The sequence below is a fragment of the Photorhabdus sp. P32 genome (genome assembly GCF_038085095.1).
Classification (GTDB): Bacteria; Pseudomonadota; Gammaproteobacteria; order Enterobacterales; family Enterobacteriaceae; genus Photorhabdus; species Photorhabdus luminescens.
In genome coordinates this window covers 37,593-53,578 of the sequence record NZ_JAZGJN010000279.1, presented here as the reverse complement: position 1 = coordinate 53,578, position 15,986 = coordinate 37,593, and the positions used below count along the sequence as shown (strand labels likewise).

The following is a 15,986-nucleotide window of genomic DNA, read 5'->3' as shown; positions in this document are numbered from 1 at the left end:
TTCGTTGATCCTGCTATTAACCAATCTTGGTCAAAGTTCCTTTCACCATCGCAATGCCGGTCGCATCTACCTGCACAATGCCGCCTTTTAATTGTGCCATCGCACTGCCTTCTACTTTTACTGTGGTACCGGTTAACTCCGCCATGCCGCTACTCTTCAACGCCAGTTTTCCTGTGCCTTCTACGGTGACGGACGGCGCTTTGATGGTGATCCCAGCTTGGGTAATCGATAATTTGCTGGCGCCGACTTTCAGTTCAATGCCCTGATTTGCTGTAATTGTGCATTGCTGACCCACATTGATGTTGGCGTTACCTCTGGATACCGACAACTCATAACTGCCTGCGCTGATGGTGGTGGTGAAATTGCCGCGATCCAGAGTTTGTTTTTTGTCACCTTTTTTTACCTCAGTTAAGGCGTCGCCTTCGCTCAGAATTAACGTGTCATTGCCCTTTTTAATTTGGGTATCGCGCTTTTCCTGAATTTCCCACAACACGTTGCGATCGATCTGCGCCGAAAAATCATTTTTCACTTTCAGGCGCATATCTTTTTGTGAGTGAAGCAAAATAAATTCTTCGCCTTTTTTATCTTCGAAGCAAAGCTGATGTCCTTGCTCCACCGTGCCTTTTGCACTACTGCGTGTCGCAATCCCACTTTGAGTTTTCTGTCTCGGTAGCGCGAATGGCGGCATCTTCACCCCGTTATAAACCGTTCCTGTCACCAGCGGGCTATCTGGATCGCCATCGATGAAACTCACTAATACTTCATTGCCCACACGTGGCACAAATTGTGCGCCAAACTTTGCGCCATTCCAGAACTGACTGACACGTATCCAACAGGAGCTGTCATCATTTTTTTTATGTTCTTTATCCCAGTGAAACTGGATTTTGATGCGCCCTTGTTCATCAGTATGGATCTCTTCTGACGTCGGCCCTACCACCAGCGCGGACAATACACCGGCAATGTAAGGCCGCGTAACAGAAGGACGCGGGCGAAATGCTTTATTCGCCGGGAGTAAGGTCACTTGAGACGAAAACAGTAATTCGCCTTCTTCCAGGTTGCTCTCCGCTTTTAATTGCTGGCGGCCTACTGCATAACGGCCATCGGCGCTGGTATGACCTTTCAGAGTGAACTGATGTCCTACTTGTAAACCGGGATAACTGTTAACAGCACGTGCGTAATAGGATTGTGATTCCCATTGTTCCATGCACAGCGTTGCCTGTGCTTCCAGTTGATTACGTTCCTCCTGACGTCGATCATCATAGATAGAAAGCTTGGGATTGGTAGAATAGCCGCTATTCGCTTTGGCGCTGGCGCTGATTGCCGCTGCGCTTTTAACGTTATAACCATTCATTTCCGCCGTACCTGGAATCATTGAGCGATGAATATGCCAGGCGCGTAGTCCATAGCCCTGTTGATCACCTATCTTTGATTGGTATGGCAATACCGCTAAGGGCGCGTTAATAAATGTTGAAGGGTGATCCGCTAATACCAGCACATGACGCCCTTCTTCATGGCGAAAGAAATAGAAAATCCCCGCTTGCTCCAGTTGACGCGTCACAAAGTCAAAATCCGATTCCTTGTATTGCATACAATATTCAAGCTTCGGATAACGGCTTTTTAGCGCCAGTTCAACGTCGTTAAACCCACGTTTACGGAAGATATCACATACCATATCCGGCACGCTGATACGCTGATAGACGCGCAAATTATGGGTTAATGTCAGCATTTTCAGCCAAGGTTCAATTCGTGCCTGATAACAAAACTGGCCGTCGCTAAAACCTTGTTGCTGTAATTCAGTCAATAGGCCATGCACGATACGGTGATTCGGCGCTTCACCAAGGCGAAATGCCAAAGGCTTACCGATGTGAGACTCCAGCTTATCCCAGTCAGCGTTGGAATAGAGCTGAACAGAAAATGAATAAGGTTGCGATAGATGCTCTTCACCTTCTATTTTGTTCAGTGCCACAATATCTGACAGGCTACCTATAACCTGTAAAAAACGATTCTTTTGCCCTAACAGCATCTTTTTAATTACCTGAATTTTTTGTTTAACTTGCGTAAGGACCCGTACATTCAGCCAAGTAGATACGCTGAATATTGCTCTTGCCGGTATCGCCCAAACAACCATCCCATCCCAATTGGCGGCTGCCATTTAATACGTTGCCTTGTCCACTATGTTGTACCAACAATTCCAGTGAAAAGGAGAGCAATGGCCCGGCAAACTGCCACACCCATTGTGTCAGTTTGCGATATTGTTCATTTCCCGGCATAAAAGCGGCGCGCTGCCGAGCGGCAAATGGCCCCAACTGAATATGAAACCCGGATTGAATATCCCAATAAGCGCGACCCAACATCGGGTTATCGCCTAATGAACTGTTGCCAAGACAGCAACAGTGCGCCTGTTCAGCATCTTGCCAGCGTCCTTTAAAGGGTTGGATGTTGACCGCCATACCCAATTCCCGTTGCAACAGATGTTGCAAATTCACCATTGAGCGGACCGGTGTTGCCAGTAATCCGACACAAGCTGGATGAGGGCGCTGTATTTTGCTCTCCATCAATTGGCCGGCAACGGCTGGAATAACTGCCGGTAAAGCCCGATGGTTTTGTAATTCCGCGTTAATATATAACCGGTATTTCTGCCATGCCTGAAAGCGCAAACTAAGCAGACGATGAGTAAAAATATCAATAAATGCCTGAGCTGATTCGTCGCCATAGCGGTAACGCCTATCAATCAGCCATTCGGTATAACGCAATGGTAATGCGCCAAGGGTTCCTAATAGACCAAAGTGATGTACCGCCATGCGATACTGTTCGTACCCTTCTTGCGGTGGTAATAGCGATTCGACTTCCCTTTCCGGCGCATCTAATGTCAGTACAGAGCTGAATTGCACTACATCATCAGGGGTGATTGCCGTTTCTTCATGTCGCCGACAACGTTTGAGCAGACGACGTACATTTTGATAAAAACGGCCGCCGACTAAACGCATCTTATGTTCTACAGCCATGTCAGTCTCCCACTGCGACGCGGCCAACGGCGGGTACTATTATTAACCGCCTCTAACTGTGTTACGGTTTGCGTGAAGCTGTTAATCGGCGCATACATTGCGATAAAACGTTCTAACAGGCTGCAAAACAGGTAAAAATCAACAAACTCTTCGGCTTGTGCCTGAAATGTCAATGTCACTTCCAGCCCCCGCGCCAGAGAATAAGGATCGGCGGGATTCAGGCGTGCATTCACTGGCGCAATAGCAATCTGCTGTAATTGTGCAATCAACCTTGATATAGCTGGATCGCCAAGCAAGTTGTAGAGTTCTAGCGCCTCTTTTAAGCATTGAACCCCCTGTGGACCGCTTAGTAGCATTTGGTTCAAATTGAGTTGCGATACTAGCCGCCAGTTCAATGCGCTATTGGGTTGTGGACGCACCGGCAATCGAGGACGGATCAATCCCAGAATTTTTACTCCTGGCAATGCGCTTTCTGATTCGAAATCGCCATCAGGATGACCGTTGCTCAATTGCCGCGGTATATCGCGGTTAGTACAGGTCAGACTCAGGATCGCCACATCAGTTTCAGGTTTCAGATGTTCGCCGTTGCTATCAGAAAAACCGATGAACATATTCATCCCCAGATCGTTATGTCTGAGTGAAGGACGTGGCGTTGCCTGCCAAAATAACGGGAACTGTTCATCAGACCGTGTATGTTCAATACCAAATAATGACGGTACCGGCTTAGAACTTAGTTGTTCCTGTTGACGACTGACAATTTCGACCTGATCGATGGTGTAGACTTCCATACTTTGTGGGCGACGCGCATCCGGTTGAACCAAATATTCATGTTCCGTTTCCAGTGGAATAATGGGTTCCGCCTGATGAGAAAACAGGTTGACGATGGGGACGCAATTTAGCCGGAAGGTTTCATTGCTGACTTTATCGCTCATACGTTCAATACGGCGCAATGCGATGCAATCCTTAAGCCGGAAACGGTATTGCAGCTCGCCTGATAAACTGGTGATCAAACCGGTATCCGGTAATGGAATATCCAGGAATAAAAACTTTTCAGGAAAACTAAAATAGTCACGAAATAAGTGATGAACCGGGTTTATTAATGCATCATCGGCGCATAAGTTATCTTGCGGATCAAAGCCCACTACTTGAACACTCTGGTTATTCAGGTTGGATGTACGGCCGCCCAACCGACATTCCAGTTGTTTAACTTGCGCCGACAATAATTCATATAAACTGTGGGTCAGCACTGGTGCGCCATGTAAGTACAACCGGATATATTTCGCCTGAAAGCTGGCGCCCGGCCACAGGGTAAAACTCAGCGTTAAGATAAAGTCCCGATCGTAAGGGTCTGGCATCAGTTCTGCGTGCGTTAAATCTAATGGCAACATCTCCAGCGGATATACCGTGCGGAAACGACAAGTCACATCACCTACTGGTTGAGAAATCAATGGGGTATGCCGCGCCACTGTCATCATCCCGGTTACGCCGGATGCGAGTGGGTCCTGTTGAAACTGTACTAACGATACCGACGGTACCTGACGTAAAAACTGTGGCGCCAGCACCTCCAACATAGCATTACTGAGTTCCGGCATATCTTCATCAATCCGCTGGTGGATTTTTGCTGTCAAAAAGGCAAAAGATTCCACCAGACGTTCTACATGCGGATCTTCTGAAACACCTTCCGCGAACCCAAGACGTTTAGCAATTTTGGGAAAACGTTGAGAGAAAGCGGCGCCATATTGTCTTAAATAACTCAATTCCCGGTTGTAATAAGTCAGTATTTTTTGTGGTAATAACATCATCTTATTATTTATCCCATGAAATTGAATAGGTATACGCGGTACTGTTCCATGAGATAGAAAACACCACTTGTTCGTTGAAGAAAATTCCATTCACCCAGAAAGTTATATTTTCTGGCGTATTTTTCTGTAATGTAATCACGACATTTTGCAAACGGGGTTCGAACCAAGAAATAGCTTGGTAAATATTATTACTCAGTGCATCAATACGTTCATCATCAGAAATATCCACATTAATGACATCAGAAACGCCATAATTTAAAACGGATTTCGGTAATTCACCAAATAAAGGGGAAATTTCAGAAATCGGTCTTGATGAAAATAACATATTCAAATCGGAAATTAGGCTTTGTACAACTTCCTGACGTGACCAAGCCAAAGTGACACCCCGTTTTTCATCTTGTGGATAATCATCTTTCAGGCGATGGAGTAATGAAGGCTGAATCATTATATTTTTCCGGGTAGAAACTGCCGGCCAAAGGCCGGCAGTAAACAGTCAAAATTACTGTTTCTTGTTCTCGATAAGATCCCAACCTTCTGGACCGACTTTGTTGCCTTTGGTGCCATCTGGGTTGAGTGGTGTGAATGTCCATTTAATTTTGGAATAGGTGATAGAAATCTGTTCTTGTGGAAATTCACCACCACGTGTACAGGTTTCATGAACGTCAGAGATAATACATTCGTCCATTTCAACTTCCGCGTAAGGGTGCATTTCACCTTTAAAAATTGTGCAGATTTCCAGTTTCACTTTCTTAATCGCGGTACCTTGCGCCACGGCGGACAGTAAGCCAATAGAACTGGTATCCATCACTTTCACACAGTCAATGGTACGGAAATCCGCTGCGCCAGAGGTAATTTTGCGTTTACCGCTGTCTGCAATACGTGCATGGTTAAATGCGCCAAAATTGACATGTTCCAGCTCAATCCATTCTTTATGTTTGCTGTCGGTACTCTCACCTTTAATACCATCAATTTGTAAAAAAATTGAAGAACTCATAATTAACTACTCCAGTTAGTTGTAATAAATAGGATAAATATTAATAAATAGAAAAATCAGGCCGCCGATGACGGCGGTAAATCAGCCACCAACCGTAAAGACATACTTAACCCTTCTAATTGGAAATGCGGCCTTAAATAGGCTACAGCCCGATATGTTCCGGGTGATCCAGGAACTTCAACAACATCAACTCTTGCCTCCCGTAATGGGTGACTCGCTTTTATTTCTGCGCCAACGGTATCCGAGCCAACAATATATTGGTTGATCCAATTTTGCAGATAAGATTGACATTCTCCGCGGGACATAAAACTACCCACTTTGTCACGTACAATCATTTTCAAATAATGGGCGAAACGAGAAGTTGTCATAATATATTGCAATTGGGTTGATAATTTTGCATTGGCATTTGCCAAGTCAGAATTATATTTTCTTGCCTTATTCGGTGACTGCACCGAGAAAAATGCGGCATAGTCAGTCCCTTTGTAATAAACCAGAGGAATAAACCCTAATTCTGCCAACTCTTTTTCACGGCGATCAGAGATGGCAACCTCGGTCGGACATTGCAGCATCTTTTCACCAGACACCGAAGAGTAATGATGGGTTGGCAATGCTTCGACCAATCCTCCGCCTTCCACACCGCGGATCGCCGCGCACCAACCATATTGTTCAAATGCAGCTACCATTCGGCCTGCCAGTGCATAGGCGGCGTTAATCCACAGATAACTACTGCTATCTCCTTCCCTTACCTGCTCTTCGAAACAGAACTGTTCGACCGGGATGGTTTTTGCCCCGTAAGGCAAACGGCCAATCACTCGCGGTAAAGTCAGGCCGACATAACGGGAGTCATCAGATTCCCGGAAGCGTTTCCAGCGCAGATAATCGGATGTGTCAAATAGTTTGGACAAATCACGCGGACGTGGTAGCTCGCCAAAATCATTCAGACCCAACATGCCCGCGTTGACTGAACTGATAAACGGCGCATGAGCTGCCGCTGCGACATGAGAAATTTGTTCCAGTAAGTAAAGATCTTCCGGGCTGTTATCAAAGTCAAAATCACCGACAAATGCTGAATAAGGTTCACCACCAAACGTACCGTATTCATATTCATACACATTTTTAAACAGCATTGACTGATCGAAATCCGATGCCGATTTAAAATCTTTAATTAAATCGGTTTTTGTCGCGTTCAACATGCGGATTTGGGTATTATCCGTTTCGCTTTGGTCGAGTAATCCTTTAAGCCCTACCCAAGAAGATTCCAGACGTTGAAATTCCGGGTGATGCAATACCAGACTCAGTTGAGCGGACATCAGCGCGTCAATTGCTGCGATACGTTCCTCAATGCTGTTTACCAAATCGCCGGAAACCACCAATGAACCGGAAGTCACTTCGGCCAGAAACTGGTCGAGCTGGCTTTTTACCCGATCACGATCTGCTTCCCGACGAATGGCTTGGGTGTTATCAATAATCTGATCAAGAAAATCACCACTTGTTTCCGTCGTTTTCAATTCTTGTTGTTCAACAACGCTCTGTTCCATGCTGCCCTCACTGTGCATTGTTATTTTCCGGGATATTGTTATTTTCCGGAGTGACGTCATCCTCTGTATTTTCTGCGGCGGTTTCTGCTTTTTCATTTACCTGCGGTAAGTTATCCGCATGTTCAGCCAGAATTTCCGCCAGACGGTCACGCAATTTTTCATTGCTCAATGCACGGCCTTTCAAATCGCTGAGTTTGCCGCGTACTTCCAGTAAATTGCGCAGCGGTTCTATTTGCTTCGCCAAATTCTCTGGGGTAAAGTCAGCCATTGATTTAAATTGCAAATCGACATTAATAAATCCGCTCTGACCCGGCAGTGCGCTTTCAACCTGTAATTCCAATGAAGGCGATAAACCTTCCATCACTGCATTAAAGTTATCTTTATCAACATGCATGAAACGACGTTCGCGCATGGGAATAGATTGCTCAGCAAATTGCCCAACAACACCAATAACCAAAGGCAATTCTTTTTTCTCGACCGCGCCGCCTAATTCAACATCATAAGTAATCTGAACTCGGGGCGGTCTGACTTTATCAAGCTTACGTTGAGTATTCATGGCACCTTTTACCTTTATATATGACAGGAAGTGCAAACTTACTTACGTTAAACCGCACCAAACCTGATTAAATAGCCGAATAATAAGATGAGAAATAAATGGAGAGATCAATTAATACTATTTATAGCAAGTAAATATGCCGTGACGCATTTAATGATATTTAAAACCCACCGTATTTCGGCGGGAAATAAGTTCTCATGAATATTAACTTAATGCAATGGTCTCAGAGTGAAATATAATGCCGGGGATTTTGTGTTATTTTGTAACTGATTGTATTTATGTTGAAAAATCGAGAAAGCATATCGCGGTCAAAATGTATTTTCATACTTGTCTTATCTTTCATTCTGCCGTTTTTAATAATCAGAATCTGACGAGTCAGAAAAGTAGAAATATAGATGGAATTAGAGATTTATTTAATCTGGGGTGAGTTTTAGAAGGGAAATAAAATACTTTTCGAATTTTTATTGAATCAAATCGCTGACTGAAAAACAGCGCTTTGTTAATATTTTATGATGGTAAAGTTATACCTGTGCATTGGATTGCGGCGGGCCTAACTCAGAAGCAAGCTCATGTTTTCGTTGATGGGCTTGCAGCATTGATTGAGCCGGTCAAAACGCATTATTTATGGCGACCAATGTCCTGTTCCGGACAGGTGGAGAAGTGCCTCGTTCTGATGATGAACTTGCTCATCAATAACATACCGAACTGGAAAGCTACTTTTTCAGAGCATAGGAACCGTATTCTTGCCCATCAGGGATTTTCAAATATGGCGATAATGCTCAATCCAAATTTGAGCGTGGCTGGAAAATAAGCAAGCTCATCTTACCTGATGAGCTTTTATATTCTTAGGTCATTATTATTCTGCTTTTACGATGTAGTTAAAGGCGATATTTCGAGGACGGGTTTCATGGCTCGTCCTAGCTACTCGTGACGCGTCAAATAGGGTTTTATAGCTATCGTAGTCATTCGGAGATCCATTCATACCGTTTACTGTTCCTCCATTGGCAAAAACGCCTTCAGCGGTTATTGCTATTGAATTATCTCCTATAAATGAACCCTTTAAATCTTGTAAGGCATCACTCTGGTTTGTCAGAAGTGCTCTACCACTATCTATTCCTCGTCCGTCATCCCAACCACGAATAAATTCACCTCTCAAATCGGGTAACCTACCATCAGGATAAGCTTCTGCTAACTTAGGATATTGTAATTTATTAAAAGCGGAACCGTTACAAGTGAAATAGCCAATAGGTGGATGCGCTAATGGCCAAGGGATAGGAGCGCCAACAGGAATCTCACTGGTTGTCTTAATCAATCTATCCACCTCTGCTCGGGTGTAAACTTCTGTTCGAGTATATGCTCCTGCATCATTCGCATTCAGATTAATATCCTCAGTCAACGCTTTACCGTTTATTTTCCGACTATTGGAGACTTTGCCATCAATATTTCCACGTAATGAATTGATGATTTCCTGCACCAGCTTTTGTGTCACTGCTAGTGTGTCATTGCTGCCAATTTCATTGGTCAGTTGGACAACGCCTTTTTGTGTTAATGAGGCATTGGGAATTTCTGCTGTGACTTTTTGTTTTAATGCTTGATTTAATTTTGTAGTGAGTTTAGCTATATCACCATCATCCAGAACGTCATCACCAGATTGTGTTGCAATAAAGTTAGCGATAACAGAAGCTATTGTTGATGATTGGCGTAATGCCTTATTTAATACATGTGTAGAGATATTTTCTGGTGGAAATCCTACCTGCAAACTCTGATTTTCTTCATATTTTTCTTGACTTACCACATTAGCATTATTACTAATGGAAAAAGCTTTGAAATCATTTTTTTGGCTCATATACCCCTCTAAATAAAATAATTTTCTTACGTAATCAATATATTAAATTATCGTGCAGATAACTTTATCCATTGGCGCAAATTATAGTCTAGTTCATAAAAATAATAATGGAGTGTTTTTATAACTTACAGGGTTAATTATTTTTGTATAAGGAGCGAATAAAAAAATTGATGTATATAAATTATTATTTTCCTGAAAAATTAATGTATATGACAATAAGGTTGAAATATGAGAATGTTTTTATTTTTAATAAATATTTCATTATCCTTAAACCCAAGGGTTTAATATTGGCACGCCGGTTAATTCAAAATCAATCACATTTCGTGTGACGACAGTCATACCATGAACCAGCGCGGTGGCGGCGATATCAGCGCCTTTGACCTTCCTCCTTTTCTCCTTCTGGCTCATGCAACTTTAAACCTTTTCCCTTTGTTAGATTACGTTCAAGTTCAGCCAATGCCCCAACCAAATGAAAAACGAAGGTTTTTTTACCTGGTAGCAAAGCGGAGATTCCATGATAGAGTATTAAAAGGTATTACCTTTTAATATTTAGGTGGAAAAAAATGGCAACCTATTTAGAGTGTGAAGAAAAACGTGAAGCTTTCAAACGGGATGCATTGCGTGCTTGGGAAGCGTATCAAGAGAATGGACTACACTTAACGCTTGAAGAAACGGACAAGTGGTTAGCTAAGCTCGAAGCAGGAGTAAATGTAGAGTTACCTGAATACCACGTTTGATTTGGTTTCAACCGATTAATGGGCAATTAAAAACCCCTTCTCAGATAGAGCATTCGTGTCACAGAAGCATAAAAGGATTTCTGTTGACCGTGTTAGGTGGGGTGATTGCGTACTGCCTTAAATGGAAGAAGCCATCACTGAAAGTTTTTTACTCAGAATAAGATTTTCTAGTGACAGCTTAAACAGAATTCGAGTTATGTTATGACTAACATTCAATATGAAATCATAAAAAATAACTATCGAATTTATTATTTACAGATAATTGGTAAAAGGTAAATTTTGTTTTTTAGTGATAAATAACGATGGGTTAATATTTAACTAACACCATCAGTGGTAAATCACTATTTGTTATTTTTTTAATGTTAATCTTATAATTTCCCTCACCTTTTTCTGAGTCACCAGATATAATTTGCTTTTTGTTAAACTGTTTTTTACTGTTTGTAATATAAACTTGACTGCCATGTTGAAACATGTAGTTCACAGTATTAGGAATCCCACTTTTACTGAAAGTGGTTTTGATATAACGACCAGAGTCAAGATCTTGCTGACTATCACACCACGGAATCGGTATATTATCGGCGGGCCTATCCTCCCCAGGAGAAACAGTCACACTCTGTTTTGATTGCTCATTAAGTAAATCTACTTTGTATTTATAACCAAATTTGTTATCAACATTAATAATAGTACGAACATCTGGCATAATAATTTCATCCTATATAATTTAAAGAATTTTTCTTTTATATAACATATCAAAGGAACTAAACTCTTAAGTCTAGGTTTAATAAATATCATTATCAATGATATTTATATGAAAAATATTCTACCTGAGTTTTCTGTGTAATTTCAAGATAAGTATTTATCAATAATTATAGGTGAATTCACATAATAAGCTTATTATGTGAATTCACCACCTATATTTATTTTCTACTTAATATATACATATTTCATCATCCTTAAACCCAAGGGTTTAATATTGGCACGCCGGTTAATTCAAAATCAATCACATTTCGTGTGACGACAGTCATACCATGAACCAGCGCGGTGGCGGCGATAAGCGCATCACGCTCTGAGCATGGATCTGGGACATGCAACCGGGCGCACCGCTGTGCTACAGCCGTATCTATTGGCAATATCCGACTAGTAAATTCCGGCATTACATGGTGGTTAAACCATGATCGTAATAATGCCCCTTGGGTTGTGTCTCGTCGTTCAATCTGTAAGATCCCGGTTTCCAGCTCCATAATGGTAATGGCTGACAGGAAAAGTTCTGTTGCATCAACACCTTCAGCCCATGCAGCCACACCGACATTAGCCTTACCCGCTCGAACTTTCCGAAGTTCGGAGACAATATTAGTATCAAGAACATACATCATGAGAAATTGGCTGGACGGCTATTGATGGCGACACGTGGTGGATTGAATTCAATATCTTCAACATCGGGCATTGCTAAAGCATCAGCGATATTTCGACGTTGCTTGGTGATTCGTTGATATTCTTCAATGGTTAGTAGGACATGTGCCGGTTTGCCACGATCTGTGATGAATACTGGACCGCTTTTAGCCGCCTTCTTTGCTCTGCTGACGTCTTGATTAAGCTCCCGACTCGATAAGGTTGTGATTGACATGGTACACCTCGGTATAATCGCTAATTTATGTAGGTACGTTACTACATAATTCTGGGGGGCGCAAATTTTAGTCATTCAGCCTCTTATGGGAAATAATCTCCACTACCGGTTTTATCACCAATTATCTAACCGACTGGGGAACAATAACTAATATATCCATTAGCCGATTTAAAATAATCATTTTATTTTTTAACTATTTATTTTAAATGAAAAATAAATTATTTAATTAATTTGTTATTAATGGATTTATATAAATGGCGTAATAGAAACTTATTTTAATAAATGGAGAGTGAATATCAATATCATGAATTAATTTATATTGAATCAATATTCAAGAACGTTAAGACATTATATGGAATAACGGGTTTTAATTATCTTTCTTTAATCAATTAAATTAAATAAATCAGCGATAAAATTTTCTGCCACAATTCACATGTCTATATTTTCAAGAATATTAAATGGAATCAATCTCTCTTTATCATGTCATGTAATATAGTTATCCATTAATTTAGTCACTTCTAAAAACTATCAACGATGATAATAAATATGTCAGTGTGTTTATTCTCACCCGCGAGACCATTTAGCATATAAAATAGATTTATTCAATAAAAGTTTTGCAAAAATATTAAATTTTCATTATGGCTCACTAATTTATAAATTTTTAGACAATTACTCTTTAAATGATCTACATCAATCTATACTTACCTAGCTGGTTAATATTTTTAAAACACTTTTTTAACTTTATTTTAACTTAACAAGGATATGCATCATGGGTGTTTTTCAGTACAAAGACTTTGATGACACTACTTCTAAAGAGTTATTTTCCGACGCAAAAATTATCTCCGGATATGCTTACCATAATCTGGGCAGCGGATTTGCTGAGGGGTATTACAACTATGGTTATGGTTTAGGGATGCCATTAACATTGGTGACCGCACTTCTCGGCAGCACGACATCGCAGGGCATCACCCCTAAATTGCCTTGGAATCCGGACGCAGAAAAACAGGCACGAGATAAACTCAATGAATCGGGATGGTTTACTATCAGTGCTGATGAGTTAGGCTATCAGGGTAAAACTGATGCCCGCGGTACTTTTTTTGGCGAAAAATCAAGTCATTCCACCGCTCAGGCAGAGGTAATGGGAAAATATGATGCTGATGGTAATTTGATTTCTATTGGCATTGCGTTTCGTGGTACGAGTGGTCCTCGAGAGTCAGTTATTACCGATACATTCGGCGACATTATGAATAATGTGCTGGTCGCTTTGGGTAAGAAAGACTATTCGAATGACTACACGCCAAACGCTTTTGGTCGGCTGCTGGACCATGTGGCTAATTATGCCAAGGCTCACGGTTTGACAGGCAATGACGTTGTGGTTAGCGGCCATAGTTTGGGTGGGTTAGCTGTGAATAGTATGGCGGAGTCTAGCGATACGAAATGGGGGGGATTCTACTCCCAGTCGAATTATATCTCTTTCGCTTCGCCATCACAGTATGAAATAGGTAACAAGGTGCTGAATGTAGGATATGAAAATGATCCCGTATTCCGTGTATTAAACGGCACCACCGTTGATGCGTTCTCCCCAGGTGTTCACGATGTACCAAGGGATTCGGCTACAAATAATATTGTTAACTTTAACGATCACTATGCATCAAATTGGTGGAATATATTGCCCTTCTCTATTGCTAATCTGTCAACCTGGGTTTCGCATGTGACGCCGTTTTATCAGAGCGGCATGCAACGTATTATGGAGTCAACGTTCTACAATCTAACTCATAAAGACTCTACTATTGTTGTCAGCAATCTTTCCAATGTCACTCGTGAAAATACCTGGGTGCAGGATTTGAACCGGAATGCTGAGAAACACACTGGCAGTACTTTTGTTATTGGTACCGACGGCAACGACCTAATTAAAGGTGGTAAAGGAAACGATTATCTGGAGGGACGCGATGGCAATGATATATTCCGCGATGACGGTGGATTTAACATGATTGCCGGTGGAAAAGGCCATAATACCTTTGACTTACAGAAGTCACTAAAAAATGCAGAAATAGCCTATGACAAGGCAGGGACATTATATGTGCGTGATGCGCAAGGTGGTATCACCGTTGCTACGGATATTTCGACTATAAGAAGTAAGGAAAGTACCTGGCTATTTCTGACTAAACAGGTGGATTCTCAAGTTAAAGCCGATGGTTTGTATTCCAGCCGTGGAGTAACGAAATACGCCAATTCAGTAACCGGCAACGATGGGAATGATACTCTGACTTCTAAAACCTCCGGTAGCTGGCTATTCGGTCTGGATGGTGATGATACGTTGATCGGCTTCGGCAACAATAATGTTTTCGTCGGTGGTGAAGGCAACGATGTCATGAAAAGTCAGGGTAATAACAATACTTTCCTGTTCAACGGCGAGTTTGGGCAAGACATCATCTATGGCTACAATAAGACTGATAAACTGGTGTTCCTAGGTACCGAAGGCAGCAGTGACAACAGTAAGTATCTGGATCATGCTTCTATGGTGGACAATAATTTGGTGTTTACCTTCGGCCAAAACTCAGTCACTCTGGTTGGCGTCAGCATAGATAGCTTATTGGCGGATAATATAATACTGGCGTAACATATAAACCATGCGATATCCCTACTTGTAAAGTGGCCATGCAAAATGGCCATCTTGGTTCGGGAGTCAATTGAATAGCTAATTCCCGGCTACGATATTTTCTGTTAATAGGGTGTGACCAACGGCGTATTTCGCCTGCCATGCTTTAGGATTGATCAAATAATGTTGCCGGAAACGTTTAGAAAAGTGACTTGGGCTGGAATAACCCACTGCGGTAGAAACATCAATCACACTCATTCCTTTTTTCAATAAATCTTCTGCGGTTGTCATACGGACATTCTCCAGATATTGATGGAAAGTGCGAAAAACAACCGCACGAAATCCCTCTTTTAACTTCCGTTCGTTCAAACCAACTGCTCTTGATAATGATTTTATCGTCCAAGGGTAATGATAATCACTGTTAATTATTTTTATTGCATTATAAACAGCACGGCGTTGCAACCCGCTGATCACATTATATTGACAATCATAAACCTGAGACGCTACGCAAGCGAGTATTTCTAACGCTTTTGCTTTTAAATAAACCTTTCTTATACTGCCGCTTAATTGGCACTCTTCTATTTGATTCACTATCTGCATAAATGGTGGGTAAATGGGGCATGCCATCATCAATACATCACTGTAGCTGGCGTTCTTCTCAAAGCCAGCCGCTAATTGGGTGAATGGGGGTAATTCCTGAGCTTCAATTTCGTTCAACGAAAAACGGATATCGAGAATATGCCATGATCCGCAACCAAAGAAGTTCATGCCACGCGTTATTTTAGGGGAATGGAAAAATATCATCGTTCCTGAATTGATATCTAAAACATTGCCATTTTCAATCGCCATTTTCCCTTTCCCGCTTAAAATAAACGCAATTGATACCGTTGGCGGCCCTTCACAATATTCTGTGACATCTTTGTTAAGCTCAAAGCGAATTCGGTTTATATGAATTCCGTCAGATAATTCCTCAGTTAATAAAGGCGTATTTGTGTTATTTTTCTCCGCATGTGAATGCATGCAATTGCAATGGTCAGCCGTGAAAACTCCTAATTTCTTGCTATAGATCGTCTTCATGAGATCCCCTGTAAAATTAGCATCGGATACCGGTTAAAAAGTGCTTTCGCACTTAAAACAGTGTTTTTTGCATATTAAAGACATTATATTTTTATTTTATATATATATGCATATTGTGAATGTCACTCACTTTATCATTAATGAGAATCATTATCAATAGTGCGTAATGCGCTACTTTTGTCCCTATTCCGTTAGCCCTGATGGAATA

At 41.6% G+C, this 15,986-nt stretch carries 15 protein-coding genes and 2 pseudogenes; 4 read left to right on the top strand and 13 right to left on the bottom strand.

All coding sequences use genetic code 11. The features are described from left to right. Window positions 1-16 precede the first annotated feature (16 nt). From V2H77_RS16090 to tssB, 7 genes are read right to left on the bottom strand one after another with little or no spacing between them, the layout of a single operon-like run. Window positions 17-2,152, bottom strand: a complete 2,136-nt coding sequence (locus V2H77_RS16090; RefSeq protein WP_341499614.1) for a type VI secretion system Vgr family protein — start codon at window positions 2,150-2,152, stop codon at window positions 17-19. Then, window positions 2,049-3,005 carry a type VI secretion system baseplate subunit TssG gene (tssG, locus tag V2H77_RS16085; protein ID WP_341499613.1) on the bottom strand — a complete coding sequence of 319 codons (957 nt, stop codon included), beginning with the start codon at window positions 3,003-3,005 and terminating at the stop codon, window positions 2,049-2,051. The genes V2H77_RS16090 and tssG overlap by 104 nt, the downstream gene beginning before the upstream one ends. Beyond that, window positions 2,996-4,807 (bottom strand): type VI secretion system baseplate subunit TssF, encoded by a 1,812-nt coding sequence (gene tssF / locus V2H77_RS16080; RefSeq protein ID WP_341499612.1) that lies wholly within the window; start codon window positions 4,805-4,807, stop codon window positions 2,996-2,998. Before tssF ends, tssG begins: the two co-directional genes overlap by 10 nt. Before the next feature lie 4 nt (window positions 4,808-4,811). Next, window positions 4,812-5,252, bottom strand: coding sequence for a type VI secretion system baseplate subunit TssE (gene tssE, locus V2H77_RS16075; protein ID WP_341499611.1), 441 nt, complete (start codon window positions 5,250-5,252; stop codon window positions 4,812-4,814). Between the two features lie 54 nt (window positions 5,253-5,306). Further along, entirely contained in the window at window positions 5,307-5,801 is a 495-nt protein-coding gene (locus V2H77_RS16070; protein WP_341499610.1) for an Hcp family type VI secretion system effector, read from the bottom strand. Window positions 5,802-5,857: 56 nt separating this feature from the next. After that, window positions 5,858-7,339, bottom strand: a complete 1,482-nt coding sequence (gene tssC / locus V2H77_RS16065) for a type VI secretion system contractile sheath large subunit (RefSeq protein ID WP_341499609.1) — start codon at window positions 7,337-7,339, stop codon at window positions 5,858-5,860. A 7-nt stretch (window positions 7,340-7,346) separates the two neighbouring features. Beyond that, window positions 7,347-7,895, bottom strand: a complete 549-nt coding sequence (tssB, locus tag V2H77_RS16060) for a type VI secretion system contractile sheath small subunit (protein WP_341499608.1) — start codon at window positions 7,893-7,895, stop codon at window positions 7,347-7,349. Window positions 7,896-8,424: 529 nt separating this feature from the next. On the opposite strand from tssB, the gene V2H77_RS16055 reads away from it, so the two are divergent. Then, complete coding sequence (locus V2H77_RS16055; protein ID WP_341499607.1) at window positions 8,425-8,706, top strand: hypothetical protein; 282 nt, start codon at window positions 8,425-8,427, stop codon at window positions 8,704-8,706. Window positions 8,707-8,751: 45 nt separating this feature from the next. On the opposite strand, the gene V2H77_RS16050 is transcribed toward V2H77_RS16055, so the two are convergent. Next, window positions 8,752-9,741: a tail fiber protein gene (locus V2H77_RS16050; protein ID WP_341499606.1), complete on the bottom strand. Its 990-nt coding sequence runs from the start codon at window positions 9,739-9,741 to the stop codon at window positions 8,752-8,754. Between the two features lie 267 nt (window positions 9,742-10,008). Continuing rightward, window positions 10,009-10,113, bottom strand: a pseudogene (locus tag V2H77_RS16045) (VapC toxin family PIN domain ribonuclease); the annotation flags it as partial. Window positions 10,114-10,304: 191 nt separating this feature from the next. Here V2H77_RS16045 and V2H77_RS16040 point away from each other — a divergent pair. Continuing rightward, complete coding sequence (locus V2H77_RS16040; protein WP_341499605.1) at window positions 10,305-10,478, top strand: hypothetical protein; 174 nt, start codon at window positions 10,305-10,307, stop codon at window positions 10,476-10,478. A gap of 8 nt (window positions 10,479-10,486) precedes the next feature. Then, window positions 10,487-10,639, top strand: a pseudogene (locus V2H77_RS16035) (IS982 family transposase); the annotation flags it as partial. Window positions 10,640-10,785: 146 nt separating this feature from the next. On the opposite strand, the gene V2H77_RS16030 reads toward V2H77_RS16035, so the two are convergent. The 3 genes from V2H77_RS16030 to V2H77_RS16020 all read right to left on the bottom strand — a co-directional run bounded on the left by V2H77_RS16030 (window position 10,786) and on the right by V2H77_RS16020 (window position 12,102). Beyond that, window positions 10,786-11,178: a hypothetical protein gene (locus V2H77_RS16030; RefSeq protein ID WP_341499604.1), complete on the bottom strand. Its 393-nt coding sequence runs from the start codon at window positions 11,176-11,178 to the stop codon at window positions 10,786-10,788. A gap of 253 nt (window positions 11,179-11,431) precedes the next feature. Further along, window positions 11,432-11,848 (bottom strand): type II toxin-antitoxin system VapC family toxin, encoded by a 417-nt coding sequence (locus tag V2H77_RS16025; protein ID WP_341499629.1) that lies wholly within the window; start codon window positions 11,846-11,848, stop codon window positions 11,432-11,434. Next, on the bottom strand, window positions 11,848-12,102 hold the full coding sequence (locus V2H77_RS16020) for a type II toxin-antitoxin system Phd/YefM family antitoxin (RefSeq protein WP_341499603.1): 255 nt from the start codon (window positions 12,100-12,102) through the stop codon (window positions 11,848-11,850). The genes V2H77_RS16025 and V2H77_RS16020 overlap by 1 nt, the downstream gene beginning before the upstream one ends. Window positions 12,103-12,871: 769 nt before the next feature. Between V2H77_RS16020 and V2H77_RS16015 the strand changes: the two genes are divergently transcribed. Beyond that, entirely contained in the window at window positions 12,872-14,722 is a 1,851-nt protein-coding gene (locus tag V2H77_RS16015; RefSeq protein WP_265378845.1) for a polyurethane esterase, read from the top strand. A gap of 78 nt (window positions 14,723-14,800) precedes the next feature. On the opposite strand, the gene V2H77_RS16010 is transcribed toward V2H77_RS16015, so the two are convergent. Continuing rightward, window positions 14,801-15,778, bottom strand: coding sequence for a helix-turn-helix transcriptional regulator (locus V2H77_RS16010; RefSeq protein ID WP_341499602.1), 978 nt, complete (start codon window positions 15,776-15,778; stop codon window positions 14,801-14,803). Window positions 15,779-15,986: the final 208 nt, after the last annotated feature.

Excerpts from the sequence above, each read along its gene's own strand:
- tssB (WP_341499608.1), bottom strand. The coding sequence starts at position 7,895 with ATGAATACTCAACGTAAGCTTGATAAAGTCAGACCGCCCCGAGTTCAG.
- V2H77_RS16050 (WP_341499606.1), bottom strand. The coding sequence starts at position 9,741 with ATGAGCCAAAAAAATGATTTCAAAGCTTTTTCCATTAGTAATAATGCT.
- tssC (WP_341499609.1), bottom strand. The coding sequence starts at position 7,339 with ATGGAACAGAGCGTTGTTGAACAACAAGAATTGAAAACGACGGAAACA.
- V2H77_RS16015 (WP_265378845.1), top strand. The coding sequence starts at position 12,872 with ATGGGTGTTTTTCAGTACAAAGACTTTGATGACACTACTTCTAAAGAG.
- V2H77_RS16020 (WP_341499603.1), bottom strand. The coding sequence starts at position 12,102 with ATGTCAATCACAACCTTATCGAGTCGGGAGCTTAATCAAGACGTCAGC.
- V2H77_RS16070 (WP_341499610.1), bottom strand. The coding sequence starts at position 5,801 with ATGAGTTCTTCAATTTTTTTACAAATTGATGGTATTAAAGGTGAGAGT.
- V2H77_RS16030 (WP_341499604.1), bottom strand. The coding sequence starts at position 11,178 with ATGCCAGATGTTCGTACTATTATTAATGTTGATAACAAATTTGGTTAT.
- V2H77_RS16090 (WP_341499614.1), bottom strand. The coding sequence starts at position 2,152 with ATGGCAGCCGCCAATTGGGATGGGATGGTTGTTTGGGCGATACCGGCA.
- tssF (WP_341499612.1), bottom strand. The coding sequence starts at position 4,807 with ATGATGTTATTACCACAAAAAATACTGACTTATTACAACCGGGAATTG.
- V2H77_RS16040 (WP_341499605.1), top strand. The coding sequence starts at position 10,305 with ATGGCAACCTATTTAGAGTGTGAAGAAAAACGTGAAGCTTTCAAACGG.
- V2H77_RS16025 (WP_341499629.1), bottom strand. The coding sequence starts at position 11,848 with ATGTATGTTCTTGATACTAATATTGTCTCCGAACTTCGGAAAGTTCGA.
- V2H77_RS16010 (WP_341499602.1), bottom strand. The coding sequence starts at position 15,778 with ATGAAGACGATCTATAGCAAGAAATTAGGAGTTTTCACGGCTGACCAT.
- tssE (WP_341499611.1), bottom strand. The coding sequence starts at position 5,252 with ATGATTCAGCCTTCATTACTCCATCGCCTGAAAGATGATTATCCACAA.
- tssG (WP_341499613.1), bottom strand. The coding sequence starts at position 3,005 with ATGGCTGTAGAACATAAGATGCGTTTAGTCGGCGGCCGTTTTTATCAA.